At 62.3% G+C, this 24,108-nt stretch carries 24 protein-coding genes, 1 pseudogene and 1 riboswitch; of the genes and pseudogenes, 9 read left to right on the forward strand and 16 right to left on the reverse strand.

Annotated elements, in window-relative coordinates; all coding sequences use genetic code 11:
• Nucleotides 1-99: 99 nt before the first annotated feature.
• The 4 genes from HMPREF3170_RS08925 to HMPREF3170_RS08940 all read right to left on the reverse strand — a co-directional run bounded on the left by HMPREF3170_RS08925 (nucleotide 100) and on the right by HMPREF3170_RS08940 (nucleotide 5,141).
• Nucleotides 100-606: a GNAT family N-acetyltransferase gene (locus tag HMPREF3170_RS08925; protein ID WP_070479206.1), complete on the reverse strand. Its 507-nt coding sequence runs from the start codon at nucleotides 604-606 to the stop codon at nucleotides 100-102.
• A 129-nt stretch (nucleotides 607-735) separates the two neighbouring features.
• The gene (locus HMPREF3170_RS08930; RefSeq protein WP_070479208.1) at nucleotides 736-1,386 is read right to left on the reverse strand and encodes a DUF3239 domain-containing protein; all 651 of its coding nucleotides are present in this window, start codon (nucleotides 1,384-1,386) and stop codon (nucleotides 736-738) included.
• 10 nt (nucleotides 1,387-1,396) lie between these two features.
• Nucleotides 1,397-3,049, reverse strand: coding sequence for a DNA repair helicase XPB (locus HMPREF3170_RS08935; RefSeq protein ID WP_070479209.1), 1,653 nt, complete (start codon nucleotides 3,047-3,049; stop codon nucleotides 1,397-1,399).
• A 16-nt stretch (nucleotides 3,050-3,065) separates the two neighbouring features.
• Nucleotides 3,066-5,141: a helicase-associated domain-containing protein gene (locus tag HMPREF3170_RS08940; RefSeq protein ID WP_070479211.1), complete on the reverse strand. Its 2,076-nt coding sequence runs from the start codon at nucleotides 5,139-5,141 to the stop codon at nucleotides 3,066-3,068.
• Between the two features lie 53 nt (nucleotides 5,142-5,194).
• Here HMPREF3170_RS08940 and HMPREF3170_RS08945 point away from each other — a divergent pair, with 53 nt between their 5' ends.
• Complete coding sequence (locus HMPREF3170_RS08945; RefSeq protein WP_070362866.1) at nucleotides 5,195-5,389, forward strand: hypothetical protein; 195 nt, start codon at nucleotides 5,195-5,197, stop codon at nucleotides 5,387-5,389.
• Nucleotides 5,390-5,509: 120 nt separating this feature from the next.
• Here the strand turns inward: HMPREF3170_RS08945 and HMPREF3170_RS08950 are convergent, their stop codons facing one another.
• On the reverse strand, nucleotides 5,510-6,160 hold the full coding sequence (locus tag HMPREF3170_RS08950) for a resuscitation-promoting factor Rpf1 domain-containing protein (RefSeq protein WP_070479212.1): 651 nt from the start codon (nucleotides 6,158-6,160) through the stop codon (nucleotides 5,510-5,512).
• Between the two features lie 9 nt (nucleotides 6,161-6,169).
• A riboswitch (cyclic di-AMP (ydaO/yuaA leader) is annotated at nucleotides 6,170-6,347 on the reverse strand.
• Between the two features lie 237 nt (nucleotides 6,348-6,584).
• Between HMPREF3170_RS08950 and HMPREF3170_RS08955 the strand changes: the two genes are divergently transcribed.
• Nucleotides 6,585-6,968 (forward strand): cold-shock protein, encoded by a 384-nt coding sequence (locus HMPREF3170_RS08955; protein WP_070362863.1) that lies wholly within the window; start codon nucleotides 6,585-6,587, stop codon nucleotides 6,966-6,968.
• 3 nt (nucleotides 6,969-6,971) lie between these two features.
• Here the strand turns inward: HMPREF3170_RS08955 and HMPREF3170_RS08960 are convergent, their stop codons facing one another.
• Entirely contained in the window at nucleotides 6,972-7,478 is a 507-nt protein-coding gene (locus HMPREF3170_RS08960) for a DUF2771 domain-containing protein (protein ID WP_070479214.1), read from the reverse strand.
• 10 nt (nucleotides 7,479-7,488) lie between these two features.
• Nucleotides 7,489-8,274: a glutaminyl-peptide cyclotransferase gene (locus tag HMPREF3170_RS08965; RefSeq protein WP_070363560.1), complete on the reverse strand. Its 786-nt coding sequence runs from the start codon at nucleotides 8,272-8,274 to the stop codon at nucleotides 7,489-7,491.
• 47 nt (nucleotides 8,275-8,321) lie between these two features.
• Here HMPREF3170_RS08965 and HMPREF3170_RS08970 point away from each other — a divergent pair, with 47 nt between their 5' ends.
• The gene (locus tag HMPREF3170_RS08970; protein WP_369822037.1) at nucleotides 8,322-8,993 is read left to right on the forward strand and encodes a DUF3027 domain-containing protein; all 672 of its coding nucleotides are present in this window, start codon (nucleotides 8,322-8,324) and stop codon (nucleotides 8,991-8,993) included.
• A 4-nt stretch (nucleotides 8,994-8,997) separates the two neighbouring features.
• Here HMPREF3170_RS08970 and HMPREF3170_RS08975 read toward each other — a convergent pair whose 3' ends face one another.
• Complete coding sequence (locus HMPREF3170_RS08975; protein ID WP_141742260.1) at nucleotides 8,998-9,699, reverse strand: hypothetical protein; 702 nt, start codon at nucleotides 9,697-9,699, stop codon at nucleotides 8,998-9,000.
• A gap of 135 nt (nucleotides 9,700-9,834) precedes the next feature.
• On the opposite strand from HMPREF3170_RS08975, the gene HMPREF3170_RS08980 reads away from it, so the two are divergent.
• Entirely contained in the window at nucleotides 9,835-11,292 is a 1,458-nt protein-coding gene (locus HMPREF3170_RS08980) for an NCS2 family permease (protein WP_240492729.1), read from the forward strand.
• A 9-nt stretch (nucleotides 11,293-11,301) separates the two neighbouring features.
• On the forward strand, nucleotides 11,302-12,141 hold the full coding sequence (locus HMPREF3170_RS08985; protein WP_070479343.1) for a TrmH family RNA methyltransferase: 840 nt from the start codon (nucleotides 11,302-11,304) through the stop codon (nucleotides 12,139-12,141).
• Here HMPREF3170_RS08985 and HMPREF3170_RS08990 read toward each other — a convergent pair.
• Genes HMPREF3170_RS08990 through serC form a run of 3 tightly spaced genes read right to left on the reverse strand, consistent with a single transcriptional unit; the run spans nucleotide 12,101 to nucleotide 15,067 of the window.
• Nucleotides 12,101-12,949 (reverse strand): DUF6928 family protein, encoded by an 849-nt coding sequence (locus tag HMPREF3170_RS08990; RefSeq protein ID WP_070479217.1) that lies wholly within the window; start codon nucleotides 12,947-12,949, stop codon nucleotides 12,101-12,103. The two genes, HMPREF3170_RS08985 and HMPREF3170_RS08990, sit on opposite strands and share 41 nt — an antisense overlap.
• A 9-nt stretch (nucleotides 12,950-12,958) precedes the next feature.
• Nucleotides 12,959-13,885 (reverse strand): septation protein SepH, encoded by a 927-nt coding sequence (gene sepH / locus HMPREF3170_RS08995; protein ID WP_070479219.1) that lies wholly within the window; start codon nucleotides 13,883-13,885, stop codon nucleotides 12,959-12,961.
• Between the two features lie 54 nt (nucleotides 13,886-13,939).
• A complete protein-coding gene (serC, locus tag HMPREF3170_RS09000; RefSeq protein WP_070479220.1) occupies nucleotides 13,940-15,067 on the reverse strand; it encodes a phosphoserine transaminase in 1,128 nt (375 codons plus the stop codon).
• A gap of 269 nt (nucleotides 15,068-15,336) precedes the next feature.
• On the opposite strand from serC, the gene HMPREF3170_RS09005 reads away from it, so the two are divergent.
• From HMPREF3170_RS09005 to HMPREF3170_RS09015, 3 genes are all read left to right on the forward strand, one after another.
• Nucleotides 15,337-16,632: a citrate synthase gene (locus HMPREF3170_RS09005; protein ID WP_070362855.1), complete on the forward strand. Its 1,296-nt coding sequence runs from the start codon at nucleotides 15,337-15,339 to the stop codon at nucleotides 16,630-16,632.
• 99 nt (nucleotides 16,633-16,731) lie between these two features.
• Nucleotides 16,732-17,091, forward strand: coding sequence for an FKBP-type peptidyl-prolyl cis-trans isomerase (locus HMPREF3170_RS09010; RefSeq protein WP_070362854.1), 360 nt, complete (start codon nucleotides 16,732-16,734; stop codon nucleotides 17,089-17,091).
• A gap of 9 nt (nucleotides 17,092-17,100) precedes the next feature.
• Nucleotides 17,101-17,937, forward strand: coding sequence for an aldo/keto reductase (locus HMPREF3170_RS09015; protein WP_070362853.1), 837 nt, complete (start codon nucleotides 17,101-17,103; stop codon nucleotides 17,935-17,937).
• Between the two features lie 88 nt (nucleotides 17,938-18,025).
• Here HMPREF3170_RS09015 and HMPREF3170_RS09020 read toward each other — a convergent pair whose 3' ends face one another.
• From HMPREF3170_RS09020 to HMPREF3170_RS09040, 5 genes and pseudogenes are all read right to left on the reverse strand, one after another.
• Nucleotides 18,026-18,832, reverse strand: coding sequence for a DUF1906 domain-containing protein (locus HMPREF3170_RS09020; protein ID WP_070479222.1), 807 nt, complete (start codon nucleotides 18,830-18,832; stop codon nucleotides 18,026-18,028).
• 19 nt (nucleotides 18,833-18,851) lie between these two features.
• A complete protein-coding gene (locus tag HMPREF3170_RS09025) occupies nucleotides 18,852-20,018 on the reverse strand; it encodes a YibE/F family protein (protein ID WP_070479223.1) in 1,167 nt (388 codons plus the stop codon).
• Between the two features lie 50 nt (nucleotides 20,019-20,068).
• A pseudogene (locus HMPREF3170_RS09030) lies at nucleotides 20,069-21,558 on the reverse strand (gluconokinase).
• 21 nt (nucleotides 21,559-21,579) lie between these two features.
• Nucleotides 21,580-22,119: a YceI family protein gene (locus tag HMPREF3170_RS09035; protein WP_070479225.1), complete on the reverse strand. Its 540-nt coding sequence runs from the start codon at nucleotides 22,117-22,119 to the stop codon at nucleotides 21,580-21,582.
• A 95-nt stretch (nucleotides 22,120-22,214) separates the two neighbouring features.
• Nucleotides 22,215-22,853, reverse strand: a complete 639-nt coding sequence (locus HMPREF3170_RS09040) for an esterase/lipase family protein (protein ID WP_070479227.1) — start codon at nucleotides 22,851-22,853, stop codon at nucleotides 22,215-22,217.
• A 20-nt stretch (nucleotides 22,854-22,873) separates the two neighbouring features.
• On the opposite strand from HMPREF3170_RS09040, the gene HMPREF3170_RS09045 reads away from it, so the two are divergent.
• A complete protein-coding gene (locus HMPREF3170_RS09045) occupies nucleotides 22,874-24,091 on the forward strand; it encodes an alpha/beta hydrolase (RefSeq protein ID WP_070479228.1) in 1,218 nt (405 codons plus the stop codon).
• The last annotated feature ends 17 nt before the right edge of the window (nucleotides 24,092-24,108 follow it).

Raw genomic sequence — 24,108 nt, forward strand, 5'->3', positions numbered from 1 at the left:
TGGTACCCACCGCACTCTTTTTTGTGCACCCACAACAAACAAACGGGGATGTATCTAGAGAGGCTCGCGTCGAGAACCCCGCCGCGTTGAGTTGAGAAGTCAGGAGAGGCGGTATACCTCGTAATCGTTCGGTACACCCGCACCATGGACGTGCTGGAATCCGAGCCTCAATGCTAAACCGATCGATGCCTCATTAGTGGGGTCGATGATAGCGATGACTGGAAGCTGCGGGAAACGTTCCTGTGCATTGGCAATCGCCGCAGATGCAGCCTCCTTTGCGTATCCCTGGCCCTGAGATTCAGGGGCGAATCGGTAATAGAGGTTGAGTACCTGTTCACCGGCTTCCTCACTGTGGCGTACTCCAGTAAACCCGATGGTTGTTCCGTCAATCGTGGACACTACGTAGTAGCCAAGACCCTGTTCATCCCAGTTTTCTTGCCATGTGCGCGCCAACTTCTCTGCCTCTTTGCGGTTTTTCATCGCGAGGTCGGGACGGTGTTGATAGGTGCGGGCGTCGGCGTGGATCCTAAAAATGGCGTCTATATCTTGGTCCGTGGGAGGAGTGAGGATAAGGCGAGGGGTGCGAAGGGGAAAAGCATCGTTCATCTTGGGTCTCCGTTCAAAGTGTTAGGCCTCTCAGGCTACCTGGCCTCAATGGCTGAGGCATGGTGCAAGCAATACGCCCCAGGGGACATAAGCATTCCCTGGGGCGTACGCAGAGGCGAGGATGTCGGCCTAAAAAGCTATGAGCTCATTTCTAGACTTCTTGACTAGATCCTCGTCGCGGATAGCTTGCTTGAGGGCGCGCCACTGATCGTCGGGGATGTAGTCCGTGGCTTGTTTGATAACTTCCTCTGAAGGGGTGCCCCACGCGATTGGCATCGGAGTAATCGTTGCCCAGTGTGCCTTGTCGCGGGATGTGCGCTGGCCTCCCACAGCGACGCACGGAACTGCAGCGCCAACCTTAGGAGTGACGCCGGGGATCCGTTGCACCACAGTTGAGGTGAGCGCCCACTCGGCAGGGGACTGCTGGTCAACGACTGTGTTTACTAACGCGGTGAGGGTAACTGTGGTGCCCTTGTCATCGGTGATGACAGCGGGAGAGAGGGGGTTGGCGTCGTAAATTGCTTGGGTACGTGGAACCGCGCGAGGAATAGCAAGACCGACGATCAGCATGATGGTGCCGAAAAAGATAAGGGAGAGGGATCCGAGTAGGCGCCAGGGGGAGGTCGGGTCGACGAGGAACCAGACTATGACGCCCGCGATGAGGCAGACGACGAACAGAGCGATGCTTGAGGTAACGAGGTTCTTGGTATTTCGAATAAGTTCGTTGTGTTCTTTGGCGTATTCTTCGTCGACGTTGAAGCGGAATGGTTGTTCAGTCATAGGCCACAGTCTATAGGCCGCGTTTGAGGTCTGAGGCATCCATGATGCGATAAGCGTAGCCCTGTTCGGCGAGGAAGCGTTGGCGGTGCATGGCGTACTCGGCGTCCAGGGTGTCTCGTGTGACCACGGTGTAGAACAAGACCTCACTGCTGTCCGGCTTGGGTCGAAGGAGTCGGCCGAGGCGCTGGGCCTCTTCCTGGCGGGAACCGAACGTGCCTGAGACCTGGATTCCCACGGCTGCCTGGGGGAGGTCGATGGAGAAGTTCGCCACCTTCGATACGACGAGGGTGCGGATTTCGCCCTGGCGGAAGCGCTCGAAGGCTTCTTCGCGGGCTTTGGTGCTGGTGCGGCCGTCGATGAGTGGGGCGTCGATCTGCTGCGCGATGTGGCGCAGGTGATCGACGTAAGCTCCGATGATGAGCGTCGGTTCGCCCTCGTGGCGGGCGAGAATGTCCTTGACCGTCGAGAGCTTGGCTGATGCGGTGGCGGCCAGGCGGTAGCGCTCGCGTGCGGAGGCCGTCGCGTAGCTGAGGCGCTCTTCTTCCGTGAGCGTGGTGCGGGCCTCGATGCATTCGGCGGTGGCGATGAAGCCTGCCATTTCGAGTTCTTTCCAGGGGGCGTCGTAACGCTTGGGGCCGATGAGGGAGAAGACGTCGTCCTCGCGGCCGTCCTCGCGGATGAGCGTTGCGGTCAGGCCGAGACGGCGGCGGGACTGGAGGTCGGCCGCCATACGGAAAACGGGGGCAGGGAGGAGGTGGACTTCGTCGTAGATGATGAGGCCCCAGTCGGTGGTGTCGAAAAGCTCGAGGGCGCGGTATTCGCCTTTCGTTTTCCGGGTGACGACCTGGTAGGTCGCGATGGTGACCGGGCGGATCTCCTTCTTTTCGCCGGAGTACTCACCGATTTCTTCCGGGGTGAGCGTGGTGCGGCGCAGCAGCTCATCGCGCCACTGCCGCCCGGCGACAGTGTTGGTAACGAGGATGAGCGTGGTCGTCTCTGCCTGCGCCATCGCGGCGGCGCCAACGATGGTTTTGCCCGCACCGCACGGCAGGACCACCACGCCTGAGCCGCCCTCCCAGAATGCTTGGGCGGCGTACTGTTGATAGTCGCGAAGCTCCCAACCGTCAAAGTCGAGCGCGATTGGGTGGGATTCGCCGTCGACGTATCCGGCGTGGTCCGCCACCGGCCAGCCCGTCTTGATCAGTTCTTGTTTGATGCGCCCGCGCGCGGACGGGTGTACGCCTACCGTGTGCTCGTCGAAGCGCTGGCCAAGAAACAGGATGATGTTCTTGTTGCGCGTAATCTCATCCAGGATTGGGGGCTCTTCCGTGGTGAGGATGAGCCCGCGTTGTGGATCATTGAGTAGGCTGACGCGCCCGTAGCGCGCCATCGTCTCCGCAATGTCGATGAGGAGCGACTGGGGGACGGGGAACCGGGAATAGCGCTCGAGGACATCGATTGCGGTCTCGGCGTCGAAGCCGGTGGCGCGGGCATTCCACAGCGCAAGTGGGGTGATGCGGTAGGTATGGACGTGCTCGGGGGCGCGCTCGAGTTCAGCGAATGGGGAAAGCGCTGCGCGTGCTTTCGCTGCGTCCGGGTGCGCGATTTCAAGCAGTACGGTTTTATCGGACTGCACGATCAGTGGGCCGTCCCCAAACGTCATTGTTGGACCTTTCTTTCTACACCAGCGTCACAGTCGTGACGCGCCGCAGTGGTATGCGGATCACGCGCTGCGTGGCCGTGTCCTGCGCATCAATGACGCCGACACTCACCGTCAACGGGATGACCGTTAGGGTGTGCTGCGCGCCCTGCGAGTCCGCGTACTCAACCTTGACGCGGCGACGGGCGCGGGCTGCTGCACGAAGCATATCAGTCGTTGACGTTTCGCTGACCCCGGAAGGTTGGCTCGTATCCGAGTTGAGGGCGGCAACAATCTTATCGACGTCCCCTTCGCTCAGAGAGGCGGTTCGGGGAAGCGAGGACGGTGTTGCTCGCACCAGTGTTGGTTCCTCCGCAAGCGTGATGGAGGCGCCGTGGTCGTCTTCGGCGGTTGGCTGCAGGCCCGCGGCTTGCAACTCGTGGAGCAAGCGTGGCAGCGGAAGCGGGCTGACGGCGACGGTCGGCGCCAGGATCCGTAGATCGGCGTGCTCGGCCGCCACGGCGAGGAGGGCAGGGTCGGCGCAGCGGATGTAGCTCAGCGCGCTGCCGGCGCGGATTGCGCCGTGGGTGCGGGAGAGATCATCGATAAGGAAGGTGATGGCCTGCGGAACCTCGCCCATGATGTGCTGTTTCAACCATGTGTGCAGTGAGTCGGCGTCGTGCCCACGGTCGAGGGCGCGCTTCAGGGAGGCGTCGCTGATGCGCCACATGCTGGCAAGGCCCGGCGATTCAAGGTCGGCGATATCTTCGACGACGGCGGCGGTCGCCGCATCGAGCGGCCCCGGGGCGAGCAGTGTCATGTCGCCCTGCGCGATGAGCTGCGAGACCTCCGCGGGGACGAGCTGCTTCGTGGCCTCGACGACGTCGCCGTCGTTGAGAAGTGCAAGCAGCGGTGTCGACGGCGAGCTCCCCACGCCGCCAATCGCGCCGACGAATGCGGCTTCGGCGATGGTGGCGTCGATAAGTTGGGGCGAGAAATTCGCTGCCATGAGCGGTACGTGGAACAGTAATCGGGCCTCTTGGTCGGGGCCCGCGTACTCGACGATGCGCCTCCGGGCGTGCCTGACGTCGGGGTTGTGGGTGGGCTCGGAAAGGAGGCGGTGCTCCGGCGTCTTGTCGGTGCGCCAGGGCGAGGCGAGCCAGCCGGCGAGGAGGATAGCCCACTGGTCGGCGAGCGTGGCGTCCAACCAGGAAAGAGCGTCGTGGGTGGCCGCGAGTACGTCGGCCTCGTCGGTGCTTCCACGGCCGAGAAGGCCGGCGGATTCGCCCGTGGTAATGAGGAGCGCAGGATCGAAACCGAGGGCCTGCGTTAACCCCGCATGTGCGCGGACTCCCAGGGAGCCGTCCTTGTTCAGTGCGACCGGGGACTCAAGTAACAGGAGCAGCAGCTGGCGGAGCTTGCGCACCGCGTCGAGGCCCGCGCCAGTCGCGTTGCGGTCGATCGTCGGCTGATCTGGATCGTTGACGGCAGGGGCGTGCTCGGGGAACTCGCGCGGTGGCAGGCCACGGAGGACGTCGCGGACGGGGCGAGGTAGGCGGACCGTTGTGGCGTCGACGCGGATGAGCAGCCCTTTCGCAATGAGTGTTGCAACTGGCGTCGTGGGATCCGCGTCCGCCGCGGCGGCCCTCGTCGTGCCGACGGAACCTGACGCCGCTAGCGTATCCAGCACTGAGCGCTCGCGGGCGCTGAGTCCTTCCAGCAGCCCGTCGAGGTTCGGTGGGGCCTGGTCCCCGAGGCGCCAGCCCGACGGCAGCGCGGAAAGTGCCCCTGGTGCGACCTGTACAGCAGTATCCGGGCCATAGATGAGCGCCATCGCACGGAGACGCTCGGCGGCCCCGGGAACACGCGCTGCTGGGACACTGTTGGTGTCGACGGGAGAGAGCTCGGCGCCGACGTCCCCGAGCGCTTCCAGAAGTCGCAACTCGGCAGCGTTGAGACGGCGTAACGCTCGTGCTGCAGACCCAGCCAGCGACAGCCGCGTCCCCAGCGAACCCCAGGATGGCGGGGTGGGGTAAAAGGCGTCTGGCCTGAGATAAATGAGCTCCCGGAGTTGTTCGGGGCGCATCGTGCGGAGCGCTTCCTGGAACGTAGTCATAGCGTTGGCTAGTGTACGTGCGATTTTTGCCCAGGCGTGAAAGAATAGTACGCATGGCTAAAGACGTAGAGAAGATCGGTCGCGCGAACCCGGCGTGGCCCACCAACACCCCTGGTAATGGTTCGCCTGTCACCGAGCTGTCCTCGCAGCTTACCGGTGCATCTAGCCCGTTTGGGGACGAGCTCGTGCTCCCACTCCCAGCGGAAGAAATCGGGTACGTCCACCCAACGACGCGAATCAACCGCTAAGTGTTCAACCTTTCGGCCAGCCCTGAAAGAGTGGGCTGGCCAGTCCCTATGCCCCTTTCATAAAGCAAAACAAACGTGCCCGCCACAAGCTTTCTGCGGCGGGCACGTTCTATTGAGTGCTTAGCGGTTCAGCAGTGCTGCGCCGATAGCGGCGAGATCGCCCGAGCGAACAGCGTTGATCAGTGCAGCGTTCTGGCTGTAGAACGCATCGTAGTTCGCGCGGTTCGCAGCGTAGGACTGCTGGATGTGCGCCGGAATCGCGAAACCATAGTTGCTCAGGGAGCTGCCGAGCTGACGGTACAGGGCGTCAACTGGGTTCTCTGCCTGGCGCTGGGCTGCGTCCGGGGATGCAACGGCAGCGCGTGCAGGAGCAGGTGCCGGTGAGACAGCCTGTGCGTCGCGATTTGTCGCAGCGGAGTTCAGTCCAAGGCGAGCGGAGCATGCAGGCCATGCGCCCCAACCCTGCTGTGCCAGGGTGCGCTCTGCAACGATGATCTGCTGCTCACGGGATGCCAGGTTCGCGGTTGGAGCGAACTGGCCGCCACCGAATGCCTGCCAGGTGGACGCGGAGAACTGCAGGCCGCCGTGGTAGCCGTTGCCGGTGTTGATTGCCCAGTTGCCGCCGGACTCGCACTGTGCGAGACGGTCCCAGTCGGAGTCAGGCGCTGCCGTGGCCTCTGGGGCCATCAGTCCAGCGAACGCCGCGGTTGCGGCTGCGCCGGCGAGTGCCTTCTTGGTCAGGGAAGTGGTCTGCTTGGAATGGCGTCCCATGAAAATACGATGTCCTCTCTTGTTGTCGCTTGCGAAGTAAGCTGTCGGGTTCGGGCTGAGGTGCCCCGGTTGCAGTAGCAACTTCACCCCAAGGAAGCTCCGGGAGGGGAGTTTCCGAAGGTTGGGTCCTCCGCTTCTGTTCTTTGTGTAATTGTGCGAGGCGAACAGAACTCAGCGTGCCTCGTTTTCTTGCTGCGGGACAGCCTAACGCTTTATAACGATTTAGTCACGCTCCGGGCACTTTTTGGGGTCGGTGTCGCGGATGTGGGGAGGCAGGTAGGGCCGTTTGGCCTGTTCACGAGCAAAATTAGCGCGAATGTGATTTGTGGCACTTTCTTTCGTGTTGGGGCTCGAACGGGCGATACGACTATGATGGATAGCCACTGCTGAGTCTGCATAGAGAACAGAGAAGGAACGAAGACTAATGCCAATTGGAAAGGTGAAGTGGTTCGACGCCGACAAGGGCTTCGGCTTCGCATCCAACCCTGGAGACGACGACGTATTTATTTCTAAGTCGGTGCTCCCGGATGGTGTGGATGAGCTTGTGCCTGGACAGCGCATCGAGTTCGACTTTGCCGCAGGCCGAAAGGGCCCGCAGGCGCTGCGCGTCGCCATCTTGGAGACGCCGAAGCGTCGCCCCGTGCACCGTAGGAAGCCAGAAGAACTCGGAAGCATGCTTGCCGATGTGATGACGCTCATCGAGTCCGACGTGCAACCGGCGTTGACGGCTGGGCGCTACCCTGAGCGCAAAGAGGCTCGACAGGTTGCGGGCATCCTGCGCGCAGTGGCGAAGGAGCTTGACGCCTAAGCGTTATTCAAACGCGACCGACCATGTGGCGACCACCGGGATTTCTTCCCCGTGGTCGTCATTTTTTACGGCCAGCGTCGAGACTTCAGCAACGAGGAGTTTTGCCCCGCCTTCTTTGACGGCAGGAGCGGTCTCTTCGGTGGTCTCGCCAGCCTGGTGGAGGCGCTCCTCGTTGGCGGAGGGGTCGTCGTAAATGAGGAGGAGGCGCCAGCTGCCCGCAGCGATGTCTGGGTCGATGCGGAATTTGAGTTCGTCGGAGCCACCACGTGTGAGTGCCGGTGGCTCACCGCCGTCACATTGTTCATCGAGGGGGCAGAGCGTGTAGGGGGCGATCTCGTGCTCGCCGTCGGATGCAGTGACGTGAATCCGAAGGTCTTCTACGGGAAGACCTGGCTGCGAGCGCTGCCAGGTCATGAACGCGTACACCCCAGCGAGCAGGATAGCGACGGCGAGAACTGTCGCACCGAGTTGGAGTGCAAGGCGAGAGGAAGCACGGCGGGAAGCAGTCATGAGCGAAATTCTACTGGGACGGGACCAGCCGGACGCGGTAGAGGTCAGGCCAACGCTTGCCGGTGAGGTAAAACTCGTCGGTGCCAGGGATATGCGCGATCCCGTTGAGCACATTGTTTATGTCTTCGTCGGCGTTGTTGGGAAGAGACGACGCATCGATCCTGGCCGTGACGTGGCCGGAGGTGGCGTCGATACGCACGATGTCGGTGGTTGTGAAGATGTTTGCGTAGACGTCGTCGCCGACGCACTCCAACTCGTTGAGACCCTCGACGGGTTTGCCTTGGTCGGTGACTTCGAACCGCGCAAGCTCGGCGAGCGTGTCCGGGTCCATGCGGCGCAGCTCGGCGGAACCGTCGGAGAAAATAAGTGCATCATCGGTGGCGCACAGCCCCCACCCTTCGCCGTCGTAGTGGGCGGTATCGACAGTTGCTAGGGACGCTGCATCGCGGCGAAACGCGGTGCCCTCCTGCCACGTCAGCTGCCAAACCGAATCTCCGACGCGGGTCATGCCTTCGCCGAAGAACACGTCCGGCAAGGCAACCTCGCCCAACACGTCGCCTTCTGTCGTGAGCCGATACATGCCGGACGCTCCATATTGGCCGGTACTGACGAGGAGCGTGCCGTCCTCATCGACTTCGAGGCCCTGGGTGAACAGGGCAGGGTCGTAGTCGTAGCGTTGTACGATTTCGGGTTTCAGCTGCTCCACCTCGGTGGCAGCTTCATCGCAACCACTCACGGTGAGCAGCACCAAAGGACACATCAGGATGGACCAAAACCGTCGGGAGTGAACACGCATACGTCCATCATGCAGCATTTCCCCAGAAATGGGCCATAATGGAGAGCGTGTCTCAGAACAAGAACTCTTCACCACTGCTGAGCGACAAAGCAATTGAGGTCGCGCGAGAGGCCATCCTCGAGATCGCGGAAGGCGAGGTCGGCGCGCACATCGGTGTCGCTGGGCTCTCGAGCAACGTGGCCACGCACCGCTTCGAAGCGAGCGTGCCTGGCTACAACGGGTGGGAATGGAACGCGGTCGTCGCGTGTGCCACGGGCTCAACATGGGTGACCGTCAACGAGGTCGCGCTCATGCCGGCTCGCGACGCGCTGCAGGCGCCGGACTGGGTGCCGTACTCCGAGCGTCTTCGCCCCGGCGACCTCGGCCCCGGCGACATCATGGAGCCAGCGCCTGACGACGAGCGCCTGACCACAGACTCCTTTGCAAAGGATGCAGTGACGTTCCCAGGCAGGGAAACTGACCACTACCTCACGCAAGAAGGCCTCAATGCGGCGAAGACGCGGTGGCGGAAGGGCAAGTTTGGCCCTAATTCTGCGTTCGCCGAGCAGGCAACGCTGCACTGCCGGACCTGCGCGTTCTACATTCCAATGGAGCACCCAGTGGGGGAGAACTTCGGAGTGTGCACCAACGAATACTCAGCTGATGGCCGCATCGTCGCTGCATCCTACGGCTGCGGTGCACACGCGGATACCAAGGCGCCGCGCCACGACGGGAAGTAACCCGCTAGAGCAGTGATGCCCGCAGCTGCCGGGTTTCATTGATCTCGCGGTGCGTCGGCAGTAAACCGCGCGAAATCATTCGGGGGCCAGGTTTGGGTGTGCCGTACTCCTGCCATTGCTCGACAAGCCGGGCACCCTGCACAGCATCGACGGCCCACGTCTCCTGGTGCATCAGGTCGAAGAGTGAGAAGCCGTCGTGCGCCTCATGCGTTTCGACGCCCGCCTCCTCCAACACACGCACAACCCCCTCCAGCGCGTATGATCCAGCGGTAGCAGGGTGCCCGGAGAAGACCGCCTGCGTGGCGCTTGGAAATGTGATCAGTGGTTGGAGGAGTGCGGAGATGATGCGGCCGCTGGCGTCGGCAAGCAATCCGTCGTTGGTGCCCAGCGTTGCCGATGCGTGCAACTGCCACCCGAGGTCCGGCCCGTGCCTGTTCGGCTGCGCGCGCTGATCCCGGATTGGCTCCGCGAACATGGTGATCTCCGTGGAGGGCGCAGGCGCCGGGCGAAGCGTCAAGGACACATGGTCTCCCCTGACGTGGACGACTGCTTTGCGAGGGCCCATAACCTGGCTGACCGTAACGCGGAGGCGTTCAAACTCCGAGTGCGGGATGCCGCAGCCGCGAAGCTTCGAAGTGAGCAGATCCGCATCTGCAACCATGCCTTGCGAAATGACAAAGCTGAATACATCCACTTTGGGCTCCAAGTCGAAATTATTAGGAAGTGTGTGCACTAAGGTAAAAGTCTATTGCAGGCTTTTGGCAGATAGATTTCAGCCGATGCATGCAACAACTTTGCTCTCTTTCATAACTTCCTCAACGAACTAAAGGGGATCTTCGCAGTGAGTATTCCAAGCGAATCTTCAACGAAGCAGCCCGCTAGCGGGCTTGATAAATTCTTCCATATCAGTGAGCGAGGCTCGAGCGTCGGCCGCGAAATCCGCGCCGGTATCGTGACCTTCTTTGCGATGGCGTACATCGTGCTCCTGAATCCTTTGATCCTGGGCACGAGCCCCGACCGCGAAGGTGTCGTGCTTGGTATCCCGCAGGTAGCTGCGGTGACGGCCCTTGCCGCCGGTGTGATGTGTATCTTGTTCGGCGTTATTGCTAAATATCCGTTTGGTATTGCTGCGGGCCTTGGCCTGAACACACTCGTTGCAGTGACACTCGTTGGGCAACAGGGCCTGACCTGGCCAGAGGCCATGGGCCTCATCGTGATTGACGGTATTATCATCTGCATTCTTGCGATTTCCGGGTTCCGTACCGCCGTCTTTGAGGCCATCCCGAACTCGATGAAGGTGGCAATGAGTGTCGGCATCGGCATGTTCATCGCGATGATCGGCTTGGTGGACGCCGGGTTCGTGCGCCGCATCCCTGACGAGGCACACACCACTGTCCCGGTGCAGCTGGGCTTCGGTGGTTCGATCGCCTCGTGGCCGACGGCTGTGTTTGTCATCGGCCTGCTCATCTGTGGCTTCATGGTGATCCGGAACATTCCGGGTGGGCTGTTCATCGGCATCGTCGCGACGACGATCATCTCGATGATTGTGGAGTCCTTCGTCGGTGCAGGCTCGTCCGCTGAGAATGACCACGGCTGGTCGCTCGCGGTCCCTGCGCTTCCGGATTCTTTGGGTGGCATCCCGGATCTGTCCCTCGTGGGCAAAATCGACATGGTTGGTGCCTTCGTTGAGGTCGGTGTCGTCGCCGCCAGCCTCCTGGTCTTCACCCTCGTGTTGGCGAACTTCTTCGACGCAATGGGCACCATGACGGCGCTAGGCCGCCAGGCCGGCCTGACCGACGAGAACGACAACCTGCCAGGCATGAAGAAAGCCCTTGTTGTTGAAGGCTTCGGCGCAGTAGTCGGTGGCGCGTTTTCTGGTTCCTCGAACACGGTGTTCGTGGACTCGTCCGCCGGCATTGCTGACGGCGCCCGCACCGGCCTCGCAAACGTGGTCACCGGCATCCTGTTCCTGCTGGCGATGTTCCTCACCCCGCTGTACGAAATCGTCCCAATCGAGGCCGCCGCACCGGTCCTCGTCGTGGTTGGCGCGCTGATGATGATGCAGGTCAGCAACATCGACTGGACCCGTTTCGACGTTGCCTTCCCGGCCTTCTTGACCATCATCATGATGCCGCTGACCTACTCGATTGCCAACGGCATCGGCGTCGGCTTCATCGCGTTTACCGTGATGGCGCTCTTCGCTGGCAAACGCAAGGACATTCACTGGATCATGTGGCTGATTTCTGCGCTGTTCCTGATCTATTTCGCACAAGGACCGTTGATGTCGCTAATCTCGTAAAGCGTGAGCATAGTTATCGACGACCCCTCCGACCCCCGGCTTGACGATATCCGCGACCTGAAGCACTCAGACCGCGAGAAAGGCCTGGTGTTTGCGGAGGGGCCTCTTGTTGCGGGACGCCTTGTGGAGTCCCGCTTTCCTGTCCGCGCGGTGTTCGGCTTCGGTGGCCGCCTCCAATCTTTTTTGGAGCAGTACGGCGAGCGCCTCAAAGCGGAAGGAATACCGGTCTACGAGATCAGCCGCGCAGTGATGGGGGAGGTCGCCGGCTACGACATGCACCGTGGGCTGTTAGTCTCCGCGGATAAACCCGAACCGCTGAGCGTCGAAGACGTCGTGGCAGATGCCCGCACCCTGGTAATTCTTGAGGGAGTAGGGGACCACGAGAACATCGGCTCCATCTTCCGCAACGCCGCCGGCATGGGCGTTGATGGCGTGCTGTTCGGTGCCGCCACCGCCGACCCGCTCTACCGGCGCAGCGTCCGCGTATCGATGGGCCATGTGCTTCGCACCCCGTTTGCGCACTTTGGCGGCACCCCAACCACGTGGCAGCGCGAGCTCGCACAGCTGCAGGAACAGGGCTGGTGGCTGGTGTCACTGACCCCTGCGGACGATGCCGTGTACCTCTCAGAGGCACTTAACGATCACGAGAAGGTGGCATTTCTCGTCGGCGGGGAAGGCCCTGGGCTCACGCAGCACGCAATGCGTGCGACCGATGTGCGCGCGAAAATCCCCATGGCGCCCGGAACGGATTCACTCAACGTGGCCACGGCTGCGGCGATTGCGTTCTACGAGCGCCAGCGCGACCTCATCAGCCGCGGTCTGCGTGGCGGATTTTCTCCGCAATCGTAGCCTTCAGATCGCGGGCGCGGCGACGTAGCCCGCGGCCAACGCGCTTTGCTGCTGCGACGGAGGCGTCGGCAAGCTCGGAAAACTCGTCACGCTCTGCCTCTTCGTCGTGCTGCTCGTAATCGTCGTACGTGTTGGTCTGCTCGGCGAACTTCGCCGCTACCTCGTTGACAGTCTTGGTGCGTGGGGCAGGTGCCTCGACCTTCGGCTCCGGGCGGCCATCCACCGCGTAGCCGATGATGTGCACATCCGGACCGCCCTCGCCGACCTCGATACCCAACCACGCGCGCTCAGCCTCGCGCATCAGCGCTGGCGGCTCGAACGGTAGCGAAATGCCGCCGAGCTGGGGTGCGGTTTCCCCGGCCCAGTACGGGGCCTCGAACGGGTCCGGCAAGCCGACGTCCTCGAAGACGTGGTCGCGGGTGGCAGAGAACGCGCGGCGCAGCGTCTCACCCTGGTAGTGGGCGATCGCCGCGTAATCCGAATCGGTGCCTTCCGCGTAGACGTAGGTGTCAGCGCTAGGCAGTGCGGTGCGTAGCGCCTTGGCGGTTTCGCTGATGCGCTCGGCGTCCGTGACAAAGAAACGGACAACCGCAACTCCCGGGTACCCCGCAATGTAATACTCGTCCACACCAGGAACCGAGGAACGATTCAGCGGGAACTGGCCAATCGGGGTAATAGGCCACGCCGGGTTAACCTGTGCGAGCAGCTTCCGGCCGAACCCACGGTCCGCCTTCGGCTCGCCCTCGAGCACCTCCTCCGGGTGTGCGACGTTGACAAACCAGCAGGTAACCACGGCGTTATAAGACATAGCGGGGCCCTACTTTCGCGGCCGCTTCGTGTTTGTTCGGACCCCCAACAGGACATCTTCCCAGTGCGGAGTTACAGCTTTTCGACGCCTCTTCTGCGGCTGCGGTGCCTCATCCGGGTGCTGCAAGAAGTCACCGGTCGCGATTGCATCCTCGTCCGAAGCAGCGGGGGCATCGGTGGCGTCTTCGCCCTCATCGACGTCTTGATCGATAGCCGTGAGTGAACGAACTGGCTGCACAAAATCCGGGTCTGTGAGGTCTGCAGCGATGGAGTTTCGCGCCTCCGTCGTCGGTGCGGAACCCATCTGACGGTGGAAGGACCACAGGGCCTCGTTTTCGCTCAAGCCTGCCTGCCACCGGACATGCACCACCCAATCATCGCCGGGCTCACGGGTTGCGTCCCAGGTGGCATCGCTAAGCGAATGCCCGCGGGCAGCGAAAGCGGTGGCGAGGATTTCGAACAGCGTCAGCTTCGCTGGGCCGTCCTCGCGCATCGGGTGCGACTGCTTTGCGGCCTCGGCAACCTGCGAGCGCTCCAGGAGCACCGGGTGGGCGTACGGGTCGATCCGGCTTTCAGCTACCCCCATCTCCTCAGCCAATTCGGACGGCTGGGTGCCGGAGCGGATGCGCGCCTGGATCTGGTTCGGGCGCATCGAAAGCGGGGTGGAGTACAGCGGGTCCGGTTCCGGCAGGCTGCGGGGCTTCTCCTCGGAGGCTGTCTCTGTAGCGTCCTCGGAGTGCTCATCACCGTGTGCATTGTCAGCGTCTGCGGATGGTTCCTGCGCGTCCGGTGCAACCTCAAGCTCAGGCTTGGTGGATTCCTCCTCAGCCACGGCCTGCATCTCGGAACGCGCGAGCTGGTAACGGATGCCCTCGTCATCTCGGAGGACGAAAAAAGTCTCCGTGGACTCCTCATCCATGAGGTACAACTCGCGCATGTGGCTCCTTTCCGCTGACAAATACCTCCACCAGCTTAGCCCATTTGTTCTGGACTACTTCTGGCCCACGCCCTGTTCGATTAGATAGTCAATAGACTTGGTCAGGTGCTTGACGTCCTCGGACTTGATTGCAGGGAACAGACCGATGCGCAACTGGTTGCGGCCAAGCTTGCGGTACGGCTCCGTATCCAGGTAACCATTCTGGCGAAGCGCCTTAGCCAGCTCAGCTGCGTCGATGCGCTCGTCGAAATCGATCGTACCGACGACCTTGGAACGGGCAGCAGGGTCCTCGACGAACGGCGTTGCAAACTCGTGGTTGTCAGCCCACTTGTACAGCAAGGAGGACGAAGCCGTCGTGCGAGCAACCATCGCATCCAACCCGCCGAGCTCGTTCATCCAACGAACCTGCTCCGCCAGCATCAACAGAGGGCTGATTGCCGGGGTGTTGTACGTCTGGTTCTTCCGTGAGTTATCGACGGCCGTCTGCAAGTTCAGGAACGCGGGGATGAAGCGGCCAGACGCCTGGATCTTTTCAATGCGCTCCAGGGCGGCTGGGCTCATCACGGCGAACCACATGCCGCCGTCAGAAGCGAAGCACTTCTGCGGCGAGAAGTAGTAGACGTCCGCCTCGTGTACATTGACGGGGAGGCCGCCGGCGCCGGAGGTAGCGTCGATAACTACGAGTGCATCGGTGTCCGGGCGGCGAACAGGGACCATCGCGCCGGTGGAAGTCTCGTTGTGTGCCCACGCAACGACGTCGGCGTCGGCGCCGTCGAGCTCGTGCGGCGAAGGTGCGGTGCCGGGTGCGGAATCCACGATCTGCGGATCAGCCAGCCATGGAGCGGCGGCCGAGGCCTTCGCAAACTTTCCAGAAAACTCGCCGAACGTCAGGTGTGCAGACTTCGTCTCGATGAGGCCGAAGGTAGCGGCGTCCCAAAAGGCGGTCGCACCTCCGAGCGAAAACACGATTTCGTAGCCTTCCGGAAGGCTGAAGAAGTCGTGCAAACTTTGGCGGACCTCACCCACAAGATTCTTCACAGCTGGCTGGCGGTGAGAGGTACCAATGATGTCCGCGCCCTTCGCGATAGCCTCGAGCTGCTCCGGGCGAACCTTTGAAGGGCCGCAGCCAAAACGCCCATCGCTAGGAAGCAGAGCTGGGGGAAGAACCGGAAATGTTTGCATGACAGCCTTTCCTGTAACAGGGGGTAGAGAAACTTGACGACGCCACTCGCGTCTCACTGCATCTTATTACCCAACGACGCGCCCGGGGCGCCTTTCGCCAGCTCTTTTCCGGATACTTGAAAATCGAACAAATGGGGGTGTGGTGGTCAATAGATTTATTGAGTTGTGTCGGGCGAGTCACATTTTTTGCTAGCATTGCGGGAGTAAATTGCAACCTCCTTGCATCCCGCAAGGAATAGGGTTTCCGAAACTTCTGAGAAAGGTTTGCTATGGCTTCTGAAGGTCAAGACAAAGCTGTACTTCACTACCCAGGTGGCGAATTCGAAATGGACATCAAGTCCGCCACCGAGGGCAACGACGGAGTGGTGCTAGGCAACCTCCTCGGGGAGACTGGGCTTGTCACCTTCGATCCGGGCTACGTGTCCACTGGCTCGACCGAGTCGAAGATCACCTACATCGATGGCGCCAACGGCATTCTGCGTTACCGCGGCTACGACATCGCTGAACTGGCGCAGAATGCAACGTTCAACGAGGTGTCGTACCTCCTCATCAATGGCGAGCTTCCAACGACGGATGAGTACAAGAAGTTCAACTCCGAGATTCGTCACCACACGCTTCTCGACGAAGACTTCAAGGCCGCGTTCAACGTCTTCCCGCGCAACGCACACCCAATGGCGGTGCTGGCGTCGTCCGTGAACATTCTTTCTGCTTACTACCAGGACCAGCTGGATCCGCTCGACGAGGAGCAGCTGGACAAGGCAACCGTTCGCCTGATGGCGAAGGTGCCGATGCTGGCGGCGTACGCATACCGTGCATCCCGCGGTAAGCCGTACATGTACCCAGACAACTCGCTGAACGCACGCGAGAACTTCCTCCGCATGATGTTCGGCTACCCAACCGAGCCGTACGAGGTTGACCCGATCCTGGTGAAGGCTCTGGACAAGCTGCTGATTCTGCACGCAGACCACGAGCAGAACTGCTCCACCTCCACGGTCCGCATGATTGCTTCCGCGCAGGCGAACATGTTCGTCTCCATTGCAGGCGGCATCAACGCGCTGGCAGGCCCGCTGCACGGTGGTGCAAACCAGGCTGTGCTCGAGATGCTCGAGGACATTAAGGACAACCACGGCGGCGACGCCACCGACTTCATGAACCGCGTGAAGAACAAGGAAAAGGGCGTCCGCCTGATGGGCTTCGGCCACCGCGTGTACAAGAACTACGACCCACGCGCAGCGATCGTCAAGGAGACCGCACACGAGGTGCTGGAGCACCTCGGTGGCGACGAGCTCCTGGACCTGGCGATGAAGCTTGAGGAGATCGCGCTGAAGGACGACTACTTCATCTCGCGCAAGCTCTACCCGAACGTAGACTTCTACACCGGTCTGATCTACCGCGCGATGGGCTTCCCGACGGACTTCTTCACCGTGCTCTTCGCCATTGGCCGTCTCCCGGGCTGGATCGCACAGTACCGCGAGCAGCTGGCGATGAACTCCAAGATCAACCGTCCACGCCAGATCTACACCGGCTACACGAAGCGCGACTTTGTGCCACGTGACCAGCGATAATCTCTAGCGTTCACCGCCGGGTACGTATCTTCCTTTATACTTTGGGGATATGTACCCGGCGGTTTCGCCATGAATGAACGACGCAAGGAGTATTCACGTATGGAAAAGCCCACGATTGAGGTACCTGAAGCACCTGCCCCAACGGACCTTGTCATCGAGGATCTCGTAGTCGGCGACGGAGCCGAAGCTGTAGCAGGCGGTTATGTGCAGGTGCACTACCTGGGTGTTGACTATGCAACCGGTGAAGAGTTCGACTCTTCGTGGGACCGCGGCGAGGCCGCGGAGTTCCCGTTGGCTGGCCTCATCGCGGGTTGGCAAGAGGGCATCCCGGGGATGAAGGTTGGCGGTCGCCGCAAGCTGACGATTCCGCCGGAGAAGGCGTACGGCCCTGCTGGTGGCGGCCACCCGCTCTCCGGCCTGACGCTGGTGTTCATTATCGACCTGCTTGACGCGCGCTAAGGATTCGATATGCGCATTCCAGTGACAACACTCAACGACGGTTATGATTTTCCGCTGCTAGGTCTGGGCACTTACAAGCTGCAAGGTGAAGACTGCGTCAACATCGTGCGGCGAGCTATTGAGTTGGGCTACCGCCACATCGACACTGCCTCCTTTTACGGCAATGAGGAGCAGGTTGGGCGCGCGGTCGCCGACGCGATTGCGGCCGGTGATGTGACTCGCGAAGAGCTATTCATCACCTCGAAGCTATGGAACGATGACCAGACTCGTGCAGCGGAAGCCTACGAGGAGTCGCTGCAGCGGATGGGGCTCGAGTTTATCGATCTCTTCCTCGTGCACTGGCCGTGGCCGCAGCACGGGACCTTCGTGCAAGCGTACGAATCTTTGGTGCAGCTGCAGGGCATGGGCCGGTTGCAGTCGGTAGGCGTGGCGAACTTCTATGAAGAGGTGCTCGATGAGATCATCGCGCACACCGGCGTCGCGCCAGTGCTCAACCAGGTGGAGCTGCACGCAGGGTTTACTCAGCAGGAGCTGCGCGCCTATCACCAGGAAAAGGGGATTGTCACCGAGGCGTGGGCGCCGCTCGCGCGAGGCGCGAACCTTGACGATCCGGTGTTTACTCGCCTCGCCGAGAAGCACGGCCGGACCCCGGCGCAGATTGCGCTCGCGTACGTGATGAGCCTGGGATGCTCGGTTGTGCCGAAGACGGCGAATCCAGTTCGCCTCGAGGAGAATCTCGGGGCGGTCGAGGTCGAGCTTTCGCAGGAAGATATCGCAGCGCTCGACGCGTTGAGCGGCGAGCGGATGTCGAATGACCCGCGCGAGTTCCCGGGAGACCCTAGCTAGCACAAACGCAAAGACCCCGGTGCGGCGAGCCTTTACGCTCTGTGCACCGGGGTTTTGCCATGTCCTGGTGACGCTACTTTGCGTGATGCTACTTCGGCAGCAGCGCGCGCCAATCAAAGCGTGATGAAAGCTGGGAGCTGCCCAGGTCGCCAAGGGTGAAGCCGGGGCCACGTCGCCCAGGGGTCCACTGGCCCCAATCGGCGCTGTAGACGTTGTTGATGTCCACCGTGACGCCGTCGATCACTCCGGTCCACTTTGCTTTCTGGTGGATGTTTGCGCGCGGGTGCAGTTTGCCGCCGGAGCCCCAGTCGTGCTGCCAGAAGAACGAGCCGATGCCGTCCTCGATGCACCACTGGATCACGTTGATGTTTCCGTATACACCGGTCTGGTAGCCGCCAAGCGTCAGCGCCGCGGAGAACGCCCGGAGGTAGGGGCGGATCTGGTTCAGGTACTGGGAACGCGAGGGGTTGTCGTCGATCGCGATGTAGATCGGGCGGCCGGTTGGGCCGCCGGCGGAGGCGTGGAGGCGCATCGCCTCCGGTGCGTGGCGGGCGGCAGCAGCGGCGCCGCCGAGCCAGTCGGCGGTCTCGGCACGGCCGAACTGGTAGACGGACGCCGTGGCGAGGTCGTTCGCGGCGAAGTCCTGTGTTTCGCCCAGCGTGACGGGCTTGCCCAGCATCCAGTTCGCGCCGGGGCGGCGCTCCGACACGTAGCGGACAGCGCCGAGGTGCCCGGCGGCCTTTACTGCGCGACCGGACGGAACCCCGCCCGCGTAGTCGATCACAGTGCCGAGGACGCGGCCCTGGGCGTGGGCTTGCGCGGTGAAGCCAAGGGTTGCGCTCGCAAGTGCGAGTGCGGTGGTTTGAAGGAAGCGGCGTCGATTAAAAGTAGTCACACCCGTAACTCTAGCAACATTACTGTTGGGGTTGGGGAGCTCGGATTGTCCACGCGGCAATCGCCGTGGTGATCGGCACTGCCAGGACCAACGCGATCGCGCCGATACTCGAGCGCATGATCTCGGTGGCCACCACGTCGGAGGTGAGCACCTGGGTCAGCGGCCGGTCGGCGACCTGGAGCAGCATCGACAGGGGGAGGGCAGCGCCCATGTACGCCAGGACCAGGGTGTAGACCATCGACGCAATGTGGTCGTGGCCGACCTTCATAGCGGAGGCGAACACGGCGCGGGGCCGCGCGTCGGGCGAAGTCTCGTAGAGCTCCTGCACCGTTGAAGCCTGCGCAATGGTGACGTCGGTGAGCACGCCGAGGGCACCGATGATGAATCCGGCGAGCATGATGCCTGGCACTTGCACCTGGGGGAGGTACATGTGGATGAGGAGGTTGTTTTCGTCGGCAAGGCCGCGCAGCTGCGTCGTATCGATGGCGAGGCGCGCGGCGAGCGCCGCGAGCCCCAGCGCGGTCAGGGTGCCAGCCAGGGCTGACGCGGATTTCCAATTCCTGCCGTGCACAACAAAGATGACAGGGAAGAGCACCGCGGCCCCCGTGACCAGCGAAAGTCCGACCGGACTGTAGCCGAGCAGCAGTCCGGGAACCAGGAAGCCGAAGATGACAAGCAACGTATACAGTAGGCCGAAAATCGCGCGCACCCCACGCCATGCCCCAACCACAACGACGACCAGCAGCGTGAGCGCGAGCCACAGCCCAAGCGGTATCGAGCGATCCATGTCAAGGAAGGAGTACGAAGTCTCGGGGTTGCGGTGCACCGAGAGCACCACACGGTCACCGACCGAAAGCTCCGGGGTACCCGGCTGCTGCGCTGTCTCGATCGTGGTGGTGCCTCCGGACTTGAGCTCTACGCGCAGGAAGTCGCACTCAGGGTGGTTCGGCGTTGCGACGCCACCACAGGGAGCCACCGAGTGCTCAATGACGGTTGCCTTGACGGTTTCCGCCGTTGACGTCTGGGTCTGCTCAAACCCGGGCAGGACCTCCGGTTGCTTGCCGCCCGGCCACAGTAGGGCGAGGCCCACTACCGTGGCGATGCCCGCAATCGCGAGGAACGCTACTAGCGCGCCGCGTGCCGTGCGCAGCGGAGATGGCGAGGACTGAGTTGCGTGGCGTGCCAACGGGGCTCCCTTGTGAGATCAATACTGGGACAATCAGACTGATTGTAGAGCTACTGTGCAACTAACGTGCGGTACGCAGCCTCGAAGCGGTCGCGGAGCTCCCTGAAGTACTCGGCGTGTGCATCCACGTTGCGGTGCCCTTGGCCGAACGGCGGGGTCGCTCTCTTTACTTCAGGGGCGATGTCTTCCAGCGCGATGAGCACGGTGCCGCGCAGGGTGGCGCGCTTCATCTCCAGGGGGACGACGTCGCAACCAAGCGCATCGGCGAGCACCGACAGCCACGCCGGGTGGTCGGCCGTGACGCGCCCGGAGGCGACCACGCGCTCGGGGAGTGCGCCTGCCTCCTTGAGCTGCTCGTAGACGCGAAGATACGACATCGCGATGCCTTCAAACACGCCCCGCCACAAATCGGCCGGTGTAGTTGCCGCGGTGATGCCCAAAAGCTGCGCTTGCGCGCTCGCGGCCCAGCCGGTGGAGCGCTCGCCGGTAAAGAACGGCAGCACAAGCGGGGCGCGCCCTGGCCCGGAGGAAAGCACCGCGGCGATCTCATCCGGGGCCACCGGCTGGATGGTTTCCTCGAGCCAGGTGACGGCACGCCCGACATCGTTGAGCGCGCCGCCCAAGATGGCCTTGTCTCGCGCGATGCGGTAGCACCACAGTCCCTCTGGGATGCGAGCTGGCACCTCCGGGAGGATGACGCGCATCGCGCCGGAGGTCGCCGCGGCTACCGCGATAGTGTCGGGGCCGGTCGCGCCGGGGCCGACATTGGACGGCCAGCCGTCTGGGATGCAGTGGAACCACGCAACCCCATTGAGCGCGGGCCACGCGGTGTCATCCGGGTAGTCGGGTTCGTCGGGGAAGCGCAGCGGCTGGATCATGTCGTGCGGGATGTCGATGGCGTCGAGAATCTCGGTGTCGAGCTTCCCCGTGTGCGCATTGGCGACGCCCGACCACGCCGCGGTAGAGACGGCCAGGCCATGGATGCCCGCGAGCTTGTGGTACACGTACTCGCCGATCGTCATGATCGTGGCTGCGCGTGCAAACTCGGGCAGCTGCTCCTTTGCCCAGGCGAGGCGCGCCGGGTGGTAACTCGTGTGGAGGCGCACGCCGGTGCGCTGGTGGTACTCGGCCTCGTCGATTGTGTTGCGGAGCTGCTCGACGTAGTCGCGGGATTGCGAGTCCGCGTAGGTGTACAGCGGGGTCAGGGCGTCGCCGTGGGCGTCGACAAGGAGGAGGCTCGAGGCGAACGAGTCCATGCAGATGGCCTCAATGCGCAGGTCATGCGCTGCGGCGAACGCGACGGTGTCGTCGATAACCTTGCGGACCTCGGCGACGACCTGGTCGGCGTCGATGGTGCTCGCGCCGTCAGCGGTGGTAGTAAACGCGTGCGCAACGCGCTGCTTCGCGCCCTTGACGGGGCGGCCGGTGGCGTCGTAAAGGCGCCGCGGCTCGCGGTCGAGCCGACGTCGATGCCGAGGACGTACGGCCCGCGGGAGTCCTGTACGGGGACCGACATGGTTGGGATTTTGGTAGCGCTCATACCCCGATGGTACGGCAGGGACTAGGCGCTCTGCTTGATCGTGGAGCCCTCAATTTCAATGGCGACCTTCTCACTCACGAGCATGCCGCCCGAGTTGAGCGGAGCCTGGAAATCGATACCGAAATCGGTGCGGTTAATTGACGTGCTGGCCTCGAACCCGATGCGCGTGTTACCGAACGGGTCCCCCTCGACGCCGAAGGTCTCAACCTCGAACGTGACTGGCTTCGTGGTGCCCTTGATGGTCAGATCACCCGTGACGGTGCCGTTGCCGGCATTATCTACGTTGAATGCCGTGGAGGTAAACGTCATTTCCGGGTGCTTCTCCACATCGAAGAAGTCCTCGCCGCGCACGTGTGCGTCGCGGTCCTCGTTTCGGGTATCGACGCTCGCGGTCCGGACCGTGCCCTGTGCCGTGCTTGCTGCCAGATCGTCGGTGAGCGTGATGGTGGCGTCGTGGTCGGTAAACTCGCCGCGGACCTTCGTCACCATCGCGTGGCGGACGGTGAAGCCGATGGAGGAGTGTGCCGGGTCGAGCTTGTATGTACCGGTGAGCTGAGACATGATTCCTACTTTCGTTGACGTGTCATCAATAATGATTGCAGGTGCGAGTGTAGGTGATTATTGGTGGCGTATCAACAATTTAGGGTTGTTGCTGCTCAGCTGTGGTCGGAAGGGACTACCCTGAGCGCCGCCAGGATCTCATTCGTCCGCAACGCCAGCGCCGCATGCGATACACCAGACACCTCGATCACGTCTCCCCACCGTGACGACCACGCTGGAACAATGCGGTCAGCATCCGAAACGATAGAGACGATTTCGGTACCGGAAGGGGCCACTGGCTCCTCCCGGAAATGCTCCAATTCGACGAACGCGTCGCCAACCACTGCCCGAACAAGTCCAGGCGGAAACAGACGCGCAATGCCGTGCGTGCCACGCCACGAGGCTCCGAGGCCCACGATCGTGCCGCAGCGCGCGGCGATTGCGCTCAGCTGAACAGCCCTCAGCCCGATCAGCGCGCCATACGAGTGCCCCACAACATCGACCTGCTGGGCAGCCAGGCTGTCGAGGAACGCCGCAATCTCTTGGGACGAGGCGTCGATACCTGCCGTTGCCCGATGGCCGTAGCCAGGCGCAATCAACCCAATCCCATGTTTTTCCAGTTCGTGTGCAAGGCGGCGGAAGACAAAAGGGGAGGAGCCAGTGCCATGGAGGGCCACAACGATGCGGCCTGTTGTCTGGGAGTTCGCTGTTGAAGGCGATGGAAGTATCCGTGGCACGTAGGAAAGCAACGCCATAGCGTCTTAAACTACTCGCCGTGGATGCAATCCGTTCGTTATCCGTGGTCAGCACAGGCGCGACCTGGGCGATCTACCTCTCCTTAGCTGCTTCCGTGGTTGTCGCGTTGTGGTACGGCCGTCAGCACCGGCGCATTGCACTCGCAATCGCGGCAGCGCTGCTCGCAGCAGCGTACCTGTTGCTCACGGTGTGGCCGAAGCCGTTCCCGGATGCAATTCCGTGGCACATCTACGCCAGCTGTGCAGCTGCCGTGTTCGTGGTGGCGACCATCTTCTTGGCGCCGCGGTGGCGGTGGCGCCTCGCCCCGCTCGCAGTGATTCCTTTGATGCTGGCGTACCTCGCGGTCAACCTTGTTTATGAGCAGTACCCGACCCTCGGGTCCTTCCGCCCGGTCCCGGTCACCGTGTCCATGAATTTGGATCAGTTCCGCGAAACGACGACCGCCCCGACCCTCGACGGCAGGGAAGTGGGCGCCCTAGTGACCCTGCCTGCCCCACCGCTGCGCGATGCAATTGTGTACGTTCCGCCCGCCTACTGGCATGGCGAGCACCTACCAGTCCTCGTGCTGCTCGCAGGAAGCCCCGGCAGCCCAATCCGGTGGTTTGACGAAGGCGGGGCGCAACAGACGCTCGACGACTACCAAGTTGCACACGACGGCGTAGCCCCGATTGTCGTCAGCGCGGACGGTACAGGAACAACCACCGGGAACCCCGGGTGCGTGGATGGCCCGGATCTGCAAATCCAGACCTACCTTGCCCAACAAATCCCGCAGCTGGTCAAAGAGAATTTCCGTGTGAAAGAAGACCAACGCACGTGGGCAATCGGTGGGTTAAGCTACGGCGGCACGTGCGCACTCCAAGTGATTACCAACGATCCCACGGCCTACGGGACGTTCCTCGACTATTCGGGTGAGGCGGAACCGAACCTAGGCGGGCACCAACGGACCGTCGACGTGCTGTTCGGCGGCGACGAGGCCGCGTTCCAATCCGTGAACCCGGAAACGCTCCTTCAGGAAGCAATCGGGACGGCGACCTACAAGGGAATCGCTGGCAGGTTCGCCGCCGGCAAGCGTGACCAAGAGGCTATGGCAGCGCTTCCGCACCAAAACGAGCTCGCGCAGAAAGCCGGGATGAGCACCACATTCCGCTCGCTGCCAGGTGGACACAGCTTCGAAGTGTGGCGAGTGGCGCTACGCCAAGACATTGACTTCGTTGCTCAACGCGGAGGAATTCAATGAAACACTTGATCAGCACC

The organism is Corynebacterium sp. HMSC08D02, from assembly GCF_001807505.1.
In the GTDB taxonomy this organism is placed as follows: Bacteria; Actinomycetota; Actinomycetes; order Mycobacteriales; family Mycobacteriaceae; genus Corynebacterium; species Corynebacterium pseudogenitalium.